14 protein-coding genes are annotated in these 12,689 nt (G+C 30.6%); 5 read left to right on the forward strand and 9 right to left on the reverse strand.

The genetic code is table 11. From position 1 onward, the window contains the following. Position 1 precedes the first annotated feature (1 nt). Together H0I30_RS02740 and H0I30_RS02745 are read right to left on the reverse strand one after the other, a co-directional pair. Positions 2-1,324, reverse strand: a complete 1,323-nt coding sequence (locus tag H0I30_RS02740) for a 2TM domain-containing protein (RefSeq protein ID WP_338056311.1) — start codon at positions 1,322-1,324, stop codon at positions 2-4. Between the two features lie 46 nt (positions 1,325-1,370). Then, positions 1,371-1,787: a DUF2141 domain-containing protein gene (locus H0I30_RS02745; protein ID WP_218772786.1), complete on the reverse strand. Its 417-nt coding sequence runs from the start codon at positions 1,785-1,787 to the stop codon at positions 1,371-1,373. 153 nt (positions 1,788-1,940) lie between these two features. On the opposite strand from H0I30_RS02745, the gene H0I30_RS02750 reads away from it, so the two are divergent. From H0I30_RS02750 to H0I30_RS02760, 3 genes are all read left to right on the forward strand, one after another. Continuing rightward, a complete protein-coding gene (locus tag H0I30_RS02750) occupies positions 1,941-2,435 on the forward strand; it encodes an RNA polymerase sigma factor (protein ID WP_218772787.1) in 495 nt (164 codons plus the stop codon). Between the two features lie 2 nt (positions 2,436-2,437). Then, positions 2,438-3,046, forward strand: a complete 609-nt coding sequence (locus tag H0I30_RS02755) for a hypothetical protein (protein ID WP_255554321.1) — start codon at positions 2,438-2,440, stop codon at positions 3,044-3,046. 92 nt (positions 3,047-3,138) lie between these two features. Continuing rightward, positions 3,139-3,621 carry a hypothetical protein gene (locus tag H0I30_RS02760; RefSeq protein ID WP_218772788.1) on the forward strand — a complete coding sequence of 161 codons (483 nt, stop codon included), beginning with the start codon at positions 3,139-3,141 and terminating at the stop codon, positions 3,619-3,621. On the opposite strand, the gene H0I30_RS02765 is transcribed toward H0I30_RS02760, so the two are convergent. After that, a complete protein-coding gene (locus H0I30_RS02765) occupies positions 3,618-4,637 on the reverse strand; it encodes a low specificity L-threonine aldolase (RefSeq protein ID WP_218772789.1) in 1,020 nt (339 codons plus the stop codon). The genes H0I30_RS02760 and H0I30_RS02765 overlap by 4 nt on opposite strands. A 34-nt stretch (positions 4,638-4,671) precedes the next feature. On the opposite strand from H0I30_RS02765, the gene prfB reads away from it, so the two are divergent. After that, positions 4,672-5,769 (forward strand): peptide chain release factor 2, encoded by a 1,098-nt coding sequence (gene prfB, locus H0I30_RS02770; protein ID WP_218772790.1) that lies wholly within the window; start codon positions 4,672-4,674, stop codon positions 5,767-5,769. 66 nt (positions 5,770-5,835) lie between these two features. After that, entirely contained in the window at positions 5,836-6,177 is a 342-nt protein-coding gene (arsC, locus tag H0I30_RS02775; RefSeq protein WP_218772791.1) for an arsenate reductase (glutaredoxin), read from the forward strand. 489 nt (positions 6,178-6,666) lie between these two features. Here arsC and H0I30_RS02780 read toward each other — a convergent pair whose 3' ends face one another. The 6 genes from H0I30_RS02780 to H0I30_RS02805 form a co-directional block, all read right to left on the reverse strand. Further along, positions 6,667-7,623, reverse strand: a complete 957-nt coding sequence (locus H0I30_RS02780; RefSeq protein WP_218772792.1) for a glycosyltransferase family 2 protein — start codon at positions 7,621-7,623, stop codon at positions 6,667-6,669. Next, complete coding sequence (locus H0I30_RS02785) at positions 7,623-8,402, reverse strand: DUF3050 domain-containing protein (protein WP_218772793.1); 780 nt, start codon at positions 8,400-8,402, stop codon at positions 7,623-7,625. The genes H0I30_RS02780 and H0I30_RS02785 overlap by 1 nt, the downstream gene beginning before the upstream one ends. Positions 8,403-8,475: 73 nt before the next feature. Next, on the reverse strand, positions 8,476-9,282 hold the full coding sequence (locus H0I30_RS02790) for an enoyl-ACP reductase (RefSeq protein ID WP_218772794.1): 807 nt from the start codon (positions 9,280-9,282) through the stop codon (positions 8,476-8,478). 10 nt (positions 9,283-9,292) lie between these two features. After that, positions 9,293-9,808, reverse strand: coding sequence for a hypothetical protein (locus H0I30_RS02795; RefSeq protein ID WP_218772795.1), 516 nt, complete (start codon positions 9,806-9,808; stop codon positions 9,293-9,295). A gap of 4 nt (positions 9,809-9,812) precedes the next feature. Next, on the reverse strand, positions 9,813-11,465 hold the full coding sequence (gene recN, locus H0I30_RS02800) for a DNA repair protein RecN (protein WP_218772796.1): 1,653 nt from the start codon (positions 11,463-11,465) through the stop codon (positions 9,813-9,815). A 238-nt stretch (positions 11,466-11,703) separates the two neighbouring features. Continuing rightward, a complete protein-coding gene (locus H0I30_RS02805) occupies positions 11,704-12,594 on the reverse strand; it encodes a DUF4835 family protein (RefSeq protein WP_218772797.1) in 891 nt (296 codons plus the stop codon). Positions 12,595-12,689 lie beyond the last annotated feature (95 nt).

A 12,689-nucleotide genomic window follows, 5' to 3' on the forward strand; every position in this document is an offset into this window, starting at 1 on the left:
CTTACTTATAATTTTTATCGTCCTTCATCATTTCTTTAATCTTACGCTCTTCCCAATTTTTTCCTAAGAAAATATTGTAATTATTTACTTCTAAAAAATGAAACGTTAAGCCTACTCCCCATCCAAAAATCGGAAACCAAAACCAATGAAAACCTGGTGAAAATCTTAAATTTATAAATATTAAAAAAGGAATTACAATACAGTAAGAGGCTAAGTTTTGATAAAATTCTTTTAATTTCTCTACCTTTTCTACAGCTCTTACATACTTGCTGTTTTCTATATTTTTTGAATTGTATGACATATTATTTGTTTTTGTTAACAGCGGTAAACTCACTGTAAATGTTTTATTATTATTTTTAATTTCTACCCGTTCATCAGTTATTAAACCATAACGATCTGCAATATTTCTTAACCCTACTTTTGTGCTTTTACCTATTGCTTCTTTAGGATTAACCGTATTTTGAATTTGTAAAAAACCATCTTCTTCAAAAATGTGAATTTGTAAAGGTTTTTTTGATGAAACTACATTGTGCTTTACTGCATTTTCGAGTAATAATTGTAAAGACAATGGCACTATTTTTAAATCTGAGTTACTTACCGTGGTTGGAATATTAAATTGCACAGCATCTTCAAATCGCATTTGTAACAACTCCATATATGTTTTTGCAAACCTTAATTCTTCTTCTAACGGAATTAATTCTTTATTTCGCTGCTCTAAAACATAACGATATACTTTTGATAATTTGGTGGTAAACCTTTCTGCTTGCTTTGGATTTTCGTCTATTAAAGAGGTTAAAACGTTTAAACTATTAAATAAAAAATGTGGATCTAACTGACTTTTTAAAGTTTCAAACTTTGCGCTTTCTGTTTTCGCTACAATTTCGTGTTGAGTAGTTTCTTGTTTTAACGAAGCTTTCCAATTAATCATAAAGCTACGTGCATGAAAAAAGCTTGCAATTCCTAAAGAAATTATAATAGCAAATAAATGAGACCAAAATAACTTCCCATCAAAAAAACCAGAAAAATCATGCTTAAAAATTAGTACATATTGTATGTAATGAATTAATAAAACCGCTATAATAGTGTAACAAATGGTTGCAATTACTCCAGCCCAAACTCTTTCGTTCGTTTGTGTAGCCCAGTTCCATCTAGTATTTAAATAATTATTAATTATTCCGTTTCCTAAGCCCAATATAAAAGAATACATTGCTGAAAACAAAAATACAACTGCAGCTCCTTTAATAGTAAATTGCTGATTTATAATTGTAAAAATTACACCAAAAATGATCGTAAGTTTTAAACAAACTAAAAAATCTTTTTTCAAACTTATAAATGTATTGGATGTATATTTTTCCATTGCTATCTTATTACTAAAATTTAATTTTTAAAGATACATTTTTATCAGCAACCGTAAATTTTGCTTGTTCATATTGTGGCGGCCCATATGGATTAATTACATTGTTTGATGAACCGTAATCTTCTAATGGCATTCCGTTCGATTTAAAATCCATTTTACCATTATTATTTTTATCGTGAAAACAAATAACAGCATATTCTCCTAATGGTACGTCTTTAAAAACAACCGTACTTTTACCTTCTTTTATTATCGTTGATGCTGCTTTTATTGGTTTTTTCCTGAAATTGTCTTTAGTATATAAAGCATAACTTATTTTACCTAAGTCTGAAGTCGCATTTACAACTGTTACTTGTATTTCTTTATTCTGAGCTGTTAATTCGGCCACTATAAAGAGTTGAATTAATATTAATGTTGTAGTTAAGAATTTCATGATTCTTCTTTTTTATTGGTTAATTACACTACAAATATGCTGCTGATCTATCGTTTTTAAAACTAAAAACAACTGAACTGTATTTTTTTTAGGATGAACTGTAACAATTCGTATTTTTGAGCTACTTATAACCAATCAACCATACTAAACTTAGTGAATAAAGAGTTAGAAAATAAATTTTTATCTGATTTTGAAGCCAATCAAAACATTGTGCATAAAATTTGTAGGCTTTATACTACAAACCAAGATGCTCATAACGATTTGTTTCAGGAGGTAACAATTCAACTATGGAAAAACTACAGTAAGTTTAGAGGAGATGCTAAATTTAGTACATGGATGTATAGAGTGGCTTTAAACACCGCAATTTCTTTATACAGAAAATCTACTAGAACTGTAAAAACACAAGATATTACCGACTATGCTTTTAAAATTAAAGCCGTTGACTATGATGAAACAGAAGAATTACAATTAAAAGCACTTTACAATGCCATTAGAAAATTAAATGACATTGACAAAGCACTAATATTTTTATATCTAGAAGATAAACCTTACAAAGAGATATCTGTAACTTTAGGTATTAGTGAAGTAAATGCTCGTGTGAAGATGAACAGAGCAAAGGATAAGTTAAAAAAAGTATTAAACCCATAATAATGGATTTAGATAAATATAAAAAAGCATGGGATAACCAGCCTCAAGAAACAGATACGGTTTCTAAAGTTGATATCTATAAAATGGCACATTCAAGATCATCATCAATCGTAAAATGGATTTTTATTATTGGAGTATTAGAGTTTATACTCTTAAACTCCATGTATTTTTTCGTTGATATGGATGAAGCCAATAAGGAATATGAAAAAATAGGTTTAGGTCAATTTGTTTTTTATTCTCAAATAGTAGCTTACATCATATTGTTTTATTTTTTGATGAAGTTTTACTTAAATTATAAACGTATATCAGTTACAGACTCTACCAAAGAATTAATGACAAAAATTGTAAATACGAGAAAAACAGTTAAGTATTACGTTTTGTTTAACTTATCGTATTTATTTGTAATTGCTGTTGCTGTTGCTGTTGCAACTGTTAAATCTCATCCAGAGTTTACCAATTCAAAAATGCTAGTTTTTATTGCAGTTACAGCTATTATGTCTTTAATAATGTTAGTATTACTTTGGTTGTTTTACCAGTTAATTTACGGTATTCTATTACGTAAATTAAACAAAAATCATAAAGAGTTATCTAAACTAGAAGACTTGAATTAAGTACTTAAAAAAGAGATTGTTTCATTACAATCTCTTTTTCATTTTAACCAATTAAATTTCTTATTTTTACGCGAACTATATTAAATACTTTCATGAAAAAATTTATTACTCTTTCTTTATTTTTATTATCAATAAGTTTATTCTCTCAAGAATCTGATTTTTGGAACAACACACGTTTTGGTGGTAGTTTTGGTTTTAGTTTTGGTAGCAATACGACTACACTTTCTATATCGCCAAGTGCGGTTTATGATTTTAACGAAGAGTTCTCTTTTGGTGGTAGTATTGGTTACCTATATAATAAAAGTAGTGACTATAGTGCAAATATGTATTCTGCAAGTGTTATTGCTTTATATAGACCAATACCTCAAATAGAATTTTCTGGTGAGCTTTTACAATCTTATGTTAGTAAAAAAATTGGTACCGTTAAAGATAACTACAGCTATCCTTCTTTAAATATTGGGGCAGCTTACATTACCGGTAAAGTTACTTTTGGTATTCAGTACGATGTATTATATAAAGAAGATAAAAGCATTTATGCAAATGCTTTCTCTCCTTTTATTAGAATCTTTTTCTAAAAACTTTTAAGTTCTTTTAGTAAAATAGTCAGCATTTCATTTGTTAAATTTAAATGCGTAACAACTCGTATTTTCCCTTCCCCCATAGAGATTAATAGAATACCTTTTGATGCCATTTTATTGATAAAATCCATCGGATCAATCTTGTCATCTACATAAAAGATAATAATATTAGTTTCAATAGGTTCTACTTTTGTAACATAAGAACATCCTTCTAAAACAGTTCCTATCTGTTGCGCTTTTTGATGATCCTCTGCTAAACGATTTACATTATTATCTAACGCATAAATTGCTGCAGCTGCTAAAAAACCAGCTTGTCGCATTCCCCCACCAAATAATTTACGCACACGTAAAGCTTTTTCCATATCCTTTTTACTTCCTATTAAAATAGAACCTACAGGAGCTCCTAATCCTTTAGACAAACAAATAGAAATCGTATCAAATAATTCGCCATACTGAGCAGGAGTTTCGTTTTTAGCCACTAAAGCATTAAATAAACGCGCGCCATCTAAATGAAAAGCTAATTCATTCTTTTTAGCTACTTTCTGAATCTTTTTTAATTCTTCAAAATCCCAACAAGCACCTCCTCCTTTATTTGTGGTGTTTTCTATACAAACCAAACGACTGTATGGTGCATGAATATCTGCTCTTCCTGATACGGCTTCTTTTAATTGGTTTGCGGTAAACATACCTCTATGCCCATCGATTAAATGAGAGGTTACTCCTGAGTTAAAAGCGGCTCCACCACCTTCATAATTATACACATGTGCCCATTTATCACAAAACATTCTATCGCCAGGTTGTGTATGAATTTTAATAGCTGTTTGATTTGCCATTGTTCCCGAAGGAAAAAACAAAGCAGCCTCCATATTAAAAAGTTTAGCTACCTTTTCTTGCAATGCGTTTACCGTCGGGTCAGCACCAAAAACATCATCACCAACTTCTGCATTCATCATTGCCTTCATCATTAATTTTGCTGGCTTGGTAACAGTATCGCTTATTAAGTTTATTTCCATTTTTATCTACGATTTTAAAATGTATTTTTGTTGTATGATTACACACGAACAGCTTAAAAATATTACTGAACGAATTGGCAAGTTAAAAGGATATTTAGAGATTGACAAGAAGTTGATTGAAATTAATAATGAAGAAGAAAAAACTGTTAATCCTGATTTTTGGAACAATCCTAAAGAAGCCGAAGTTTTAATGAAATCGCTCCGTTTTAAAAAGAAATGGGTAAGCGATTACAATTCGGTTATTTCAATGAATGATGATCTTACTGTTTTATATGATTTTTATAAAGAAGATGCTGTTGATGAAACCGAAGTAATAGAACAGTTTGAAAAAACGGCTGCATTTTTAGAAGATATTGAGTTTAAAAATATGCTTTCTGAAGAAGGTGATAATTTAAGTGCAACCATTCAAATTACTGCTGGTGCTGGTGGTACCGAAAGTTGTGATTGGGTAGAAATGTTAATGCGTATGTACACCATGTGGGCAGAAAAGCAAGGTTTTAAATTAAAAACACTTAATTACCAGGCTGGTGATGTTGCGGGCGTAAAAACAGTTACTATTGAGATTGATGGTGATTATGCCTTCGGATGGTTAAAAGGTGAAAATGGCGTACATCGATTGGTTCGTATTTCTCCTTTTGATAGTAACGGAAAACGACACACCACATTCGGCTCTGTATATGTGTTTCCTGTTGCTGATGATACCATTGAAATAGAAATAAATCCTGCTGATATCGAAATTGTTACCGCTCGTTCTAGTGGTGCTGGTGGGCAAAATGTAAACAAAGTGGAAACCAAGGTTCAGTTGACTCATAAACCAAGCGGAATTCAAATTCAGTGTTCTAACTCGCGTTCGCAACATGATAATAGAGCCACCGCTTTAAAGATGCTAAAGTCGCAATTGTATGAAATTGAATTGCAAAAACGTTTGGCTACAAGAGAAAATATTGAAGCTGGTAAGCTTAAAACCGAATGGGGAAGTCAGATTCGTAATTACGTAATGCATCCTTATAAATTAGTAAAAGATGTGCGTACAGGACACGAAACGGGAAATGTAGATGCGGTGATGGACGGAAACATAAATCCGTTTTTAAAATCGTATTTAATGTTAAACGGACAAAAAGATAATTCATAAAATAGTTCTCGATATAATTTTCTCTTGAAATCGAAAATTACTCGAACTGATAAAACTTAAAACAAAATGATAAAAATATTTCACAATAACAGGTGTAGTAAATCGCGTTGCGGATTAGAAATTTTAGAAAATTCAGGTAAGGAATTTGAAGTTATAAAATACTTAGAGAATATTCCTACAGAGACCGAATTAAAAACGATTATTAACTTATTAAACATCACTCCTATTCAATTAGTTCGTAAGAATGAAAAAGTTTGGAAAGAAGAGTTTAAAGGAAAAGAATTGTCTGATGCTGAAATTATACAAGCCATGATTGCTAATCCTAAACTAATAGAACGTCCTATTGTTATTAATGGAGATAAAGCTGTTATTGGGCGCCCACCAGAAAGTATTTTAGATATTATTTAATATCAGCTTCATTGTGAACCAAGCGAAGTAGTCTCTTTTTTATGAAGCAAAATTACTTCGTCATTCTTTCTTGTAATGACGAAGTAATCATCGTCTGTCTGAACTTTTTATCTAGCTTTATAGTTACCCCAGATAAACTCAAAATGATGTAGTAAATTCTGATCGTCATTGCGAACGAAGTGAAGCAATCTCTTTTTGAGAGGTAAGATTACTTCGTCATTCTTCCTCGTAATGACGAAGTAATCATCGTCTGTCTGAACTTTTTATCTAGCTTTATAGTTACCCCAGATAAACTCAAAATGATGTAGTAAATTCTGATCGTCATTGCGAACGAAGTGAAGCAATCTCTTTTTGAGAGGTAAGATTACTTCGTCATTCTTCCTCGTAATGACGATACATTTCCCGTCAAGCTAAACTTGTTTCAGCTTGACATCATGATTAATTGTCAACCTTTATGGGATTCCGAAATAAATTCGGAATGATGTAATTTTATTTTTCAGGAAAAAACTTCGATTCTAAAAAACCCAAACCGTAACCAATAAACTGTGTAAAAGAAGTGATAATACTTAAAAAAGCTACTTTTATATTTTTATTCTCAATTAATGCATCTATAAACAGTAGCGTAAAGTAAAATCCGTAGAAAGCAATAAAATACCAATAGCCAAAAATTGCAAAAAGAGCACTCATATCAAATCCGATAATAAATAAACTCGGAAACCAATACGTGATTTTAGCTGTTTCTGGATACTTTTTATTTAAAATTGGCCTTGCTGTTCCGAATGAATAAATTTGTTTAAAAAACTGAAGTATCGTGCTTCTACGTTTATGATATACAAAGGCTTTTTCAATTAACTGTGTTTCTAATCCGTTTTCCCATAAACGAAATGTTAAATCGATATCTTCACCGGTTTTCATTTTAGAGAACCCATTTGTTTTTCCGAAAGCTTTCCGCGATAAACCTAAATTAAAACTTCGTGGCTGAAACTTACCAACACCTTTTTTCTTACCTCTAATTCCGCCTGTAGTTAAAACCGACGTCATCGAATAATTAATTGCTTTCTGTAAATCGGTAAAACTTTTATGCGCGGCATCTGGACCACCAAAAGCATCTGTAAAATTATTTTCTAAGGCTTTTTTTACTTCTGATACATATTGAGGCGGAACGATAACGTCACTATCTAAAATTATAAAGTAGTTTCCGGTAGCTTGTTGCATTCCGTAATTCCTACTTGCTCCTGCTCCGCTATTTTCTTTAAAAAAATATTTTAAATCAAGTTGATTTTTATATTTCTCTACAATATTCTCCGACGAATCTTCTGAGCCATCTTCTATAATAACAACTTCAAAATCATCAGAAAAATCTTGTTTTGTAAGACTTTCTAACAATTCATCTATTTCTTGCGGACGATTGTAAACCGGAATTATTATGGAGAAATTTAGTTTCATTAGTTCACAGTATTGTTTATTATTTGCCTTGATATTCCGTCCCAAAGATTAATTCTTTTCCTTAAAGATTCTTTAGCATAATATAAAACATCATTCCACTTTTGTGCATCATTACCGCATAATTCTTCTATCATCCTTAAAGATAATGGCCCATGTTCGTCTCCATCTAACTCTATATGTCTTTTTAAATAATAGGTTAGTTTATTGTAGTTTAAAGTTGAGTTATCTTCTGTATTCTTAATAATTTCTAAAAACATATCCGGAATCACATCTTCTCTTCCAAAAGTAAAACTAGCCGCTATAATATGAGGTTCTTGAGTGTTAATTACGTTAAAAGAAAATGACACAAACTCCTTTACTTCTTTTAAAACTAAACACTTGTTTAAAGATTCATCAATAGTATTATGCTCTATAATGCTATTTATAAAACTAGCTATTTCAACTGTACTTGCTTCTGCTTGCTTCATAGCATCAATATACATTTCGAAATGACTTTTAGGTTCTCCTAATTCATTTACATCTGTTTCTTCCCCTAAAACTATTTCATTAATAAATCTTGCTGTTTTAGGATTTACTACAGGAAGCCAAGGCAAGGTAGTACATGTTAATTTTTCTTGTAAAGCTTTTAACAACGACATAAAATCCCATACCGCAAAAACATGTGACTCCATAAATATCTTTACATCCTCTATCGTTTTTAAGGATGTATATAAAGTATGCTCTTTTAACTGTTTTCTTAAAGGAGCCAACTCTTTTTCAATATCTAAAATTGTATTCATTTTAATAATTTTATCAATAAAAAATGCAAATCTAACGACTTGCATTTTTTATTCTTTATCACTTTACCTAATATTACTCGAATTTTTCCATTACGGCTTCACTCACTCCCATATTAGAGAATCCGCCATCATGAAATAAATTCTGTAAAGTTACTTTTTTAGTTAAATCAGAAAACATCGAAATCGTATAATCTGCACATTCTAATGCGGTTGCATTACCTAGTGGAGACATTTTTTCGGCGTATGAAATAAATCCGTCAAACCCTTTTACTCCTTGTCCAGCAGTAGTTGGTGTTGGTGATTGAGAAATCGTATTAACACGAACTTTTTGGTCACGACCAAAGAAGTATCCAAAACTACGGGCAATCGACTCTAAATAGGCTTTATTATCGGCCATATCGTTATAATCAGGAAAAACTCTTTGCGCCGCCATGTAGGTTAACGCAACAATGCTTCCCCATTCATTCATAGCTTCTTTGTTGTATAAAACATTCATTACTTTGTGAAAAGACACCGCAGAAACATCCCAACCTTTGCTAGTAAAATCATATTTAGAATCGGTATAATGACGTCCTTTACGAACATTTACCGACATACCGATTGAGTGTAAAACGAAATCGATTTTACCTCCTAAAATTTCCATAGACTTTTCAACTAAATTTGTTAAATCTTCCATAGAAGTAGCATCAGCAGGTATAATTTCTGATCCTGTTTTGGCTGCTAATTCTTTAATATTCCCCATACGCATTGCAATCGGTGCATTGGTTAATACAAACTCTGCTCCTTCTTCATGTGCACGTTCAGCTACTTTCCAAGCAATAGAGTTTTCATCTAATGCGCCAAAAATAATTCCTTTTTTACCTTTTAATAAATTGTACATAATTATATGTTTAATCGTTAATAAGTTTTAACTTTTGTAAAATACTCATTTTACTTTTAACCCTATTTACAGATGCATATACTTCATCTATAAACTGGTTATTAATAGCTGATTTTACAGATAGTTTATATTGTTTAAAAGCATTCATTAATTCCCCTTTTAACTCATATGCTTGTCCCATTTTATTATAAATAGTTCCCTTGTCTGCAATATTATTATCAATTGCTTTTTTCCCGAAAACTAGCATTTGATCAAAAAGATTCATTTCTATAAGTAAATAGGCATAATTCGTATAAACTCCTTGATGATTTGGAGCGAATTTTATAGCCAATTCTAAGTGGTTTTTGGCTTTTGGATGATTGTTAAATTTCACACTGTACAACCAACCTAAATGATTATGTGCCCTACCGTAATCTGGATATTCATTTAATAAATCTCTTAAAACTTCTTTTGCCTCAATAATTTTATTTTCTTCTATTAATTGATCTGCTTCAAAAAATAAGTTTTCTGCATTGTTTTCGCTCATAATTTTAATTCAATAACTCTTTGGCGTGTGTTAAAGCGCTTTCAGAAATGTCTTTTCCGCTTAACATTTCTGCTATTTCTATTACTCTTTCATCATTAGACAACAACTTTAAATTAGATGTTGTAACGCCTTTTTCTTCGCCTTTATAAACTTTATAATGCTGTAATCCTTTCGCTGCTATTTGTGGTAAATGTGTAATAGTAATTACCTGCATACTTGTACTCATATCTTGCATTATTTTTGCTATTTTGTTTGAAACTTCACCTGAAACTCCAGTATCTATTTCGTCAAAAATAATGGTTGGTAATTGTATGTTTTCTGATAATATTTTTTTGATTGATAACATTATTCTAGATAATTCTCCACCAGAAGCTACTTTTTTAAGCTCTCCGAAATTACCACCTTTATTTGCAGAGAATAAAAAATCTAATACATCTTTTCCGTTTGTAAAATACTCTTTTGATGCTGTTATTTTTATAGAAAAACGTGCATTTGGCATCCCTAATTCTGTTAACAAAAACTCTAAGGCTTTTTGTAATTTCGGAATTGCCTTGTTTCTAGATTTTGTTATCATCACTGCAACTTCATCTAACTTTTTAGAAACTTCATTTATCTCAGCATTTTTTGCTTCAATTAACGTTCCTGCATTGGCTACTTGCGATACTTTTTCTGATAATGTTTCGTGGATAGCCTGTAAATCTTTAATCGAATCTACCGAGTGTTTTTTCTGAAGGTTGTAAATTAATTGCAATCTATCATTTAATTCTTCTATTTCATTCGGATTAAAATCTACCGCTTCATTCTCATTTTCTAGTTCAGAAACAACATCATCTAACTCTAATTTAATACTTGTAACTCTGTTAGAAATTTCTTCATATTTTTTAGAATATCCTTTTATTTTTTGCAAACTATTTTCTAGCGAATACAATAAATTTTGTAATCCTATTTCTTCATTTACTGATATCTCTAAAGATTCTGATAAACTCAGTTTTATTTCTTCTATGTTATTTAATCGCTCTAATTTTTCTTCTAAGGCTTCTTGCTCATCACTTTTTAAATTTGCTTCTTCTAACTCGTTAAATAAATGCAAATTATACTCATGCTGTTCGTTGGATTTTTCAGTTTCTTGCTGAAGAATTTTAAGCTCTTTATTTAATGCTGAATACTTTTTTAACCCTCTTTTATAAGATGCTATTTTTGGTTGGTTTTTAGCCAAGGCGTCTAGCACAGAAAACTGAAAACTAACATCGGAAAGTTGTGATGTTTGATGTTGAGAGTGAATATCAATCAGTTTTGTTTTTAAAGCTGTTAAAACCGATAAGTTTACAGGTGTATCATTTACAAAAGCTCTCGACTTACCAGAAGGAAGAATTTCTCTTCGAATAATCGTTTCGGTTTCATAATCTACATCTAGTTTTTCGAATAAACGTTGTAAATCATAACCTTCAACAGCAAATTTAGCTTCAATAACACACTTTTTTTCAGTGTTTTTTAAAGATGATAAATCTGCACGGTTTCCCATTACCAAGCCCAAGGCTCCTAATAAAATGGATTTCCCTGCTCCGGTTTCACCTGTTATGATTGATAAACCTTTTGTAAAATCAATCGATAACTGATTGATTAACGCGTAATTATGTATGGATAATTGTATAAGCAAATTCTATTCTTTAAAAGAATAAAAATACAAATTTTGATTGAATTATAGCACTTTAAAAAGAACGGAAGTTTATTGTTTTTTTCTTCTTGAGAATACGTTATCAATTATAATTGATAAAAGCACAAAAGCTAGTAAAAAACTTCTTGTTTTACCCAAGCCATTATTTATAATTCCAGTTGAAATCACATATAACATACTAATTGAAAGAACTGTTATAGAAACTATTCTAGTTTTTTACCTACTTAATTTTCTTCCACTTACCTTTATAGGTAGGTGCTATTTTCGATAAAACACTTAACATTTGCTGTGTGTTTTTAGTAGGCTTCCCGTCAGAAAAAACACTTGCTATTTCATCACTTTTTGCATCTAAAAAAACACGTACCATATAATTGCCTATTGCTATATTGTATAGCTTATCTAACGCTATTACATTTTTCTCTATAGTTTCTTTAGCAACTTCTTTAGTATTTAAGAAGTTATCAAATCCGTTTCTATGATAATCGTAATAAATAGAACGCAACGAACTAAATTTAGATGACAATAAATTATCTATCAACGCAAAACGGTTTTGTTTTCCTACTTGATTTTGCCAACCTAATTCGCCATTAGATTGTGCTTGTAAGATTACATTTTCTGCTGCTTTCAGGTAATCTGTTCCTCCTTTTAAAGCAAACGTATCTGCATCTACACCAATAATTGTATATGCATAAAAAGCAATGACTGATATTAAATTTGATTCGTAAGTATTAGGGTTAAAATTTAACGGATCAAATTCGTTGTAACGAAAATTAAAATTAGTATCATTAAGGTTTAATACAGGTGTTGCATAGCTAGAACCGTAAACAGGTCTTGTAGATTGTACCTGAATACTTGCTCTAAAATTATTGCCATTTTGCTCGTTTACAATAATTGTAAAAGCGCAATTAATACGTTCTTGTTGTTTAAAACTTTTGTTTGTCCACTGTTTTTCATTAATAAATTCAGTTAATGATTTTTCAAGGGTTTCATAAACCTGCTTATTACTACTCTGAACTTTATCTGTATTTATAGTAACTAAAGCATTAAGCTCTTGCGACTGTATTGTAAAAACTGATGATAAAATAAAAACTAAAAAGAAAAACTTACGCATTTAATATAATTTTATTTGTCAGTTCGAGTACAGTAGATATCTATTAAATCTTTCGATAAACTGCGTTTATATCTTCAAAGTAAAACATTCTACTT

The sequence above is a fragment of the Tenacibaculum sp. AHE14PA genome (genome assembly GCF_019278465.1).
Taxonomy (GTDB): Bacteria; Bacteroidota; Bacteroidia; order Flavobacteriales; family Flavobacteriaceae; genus Polaribacter; species Polaribacter bernardetii.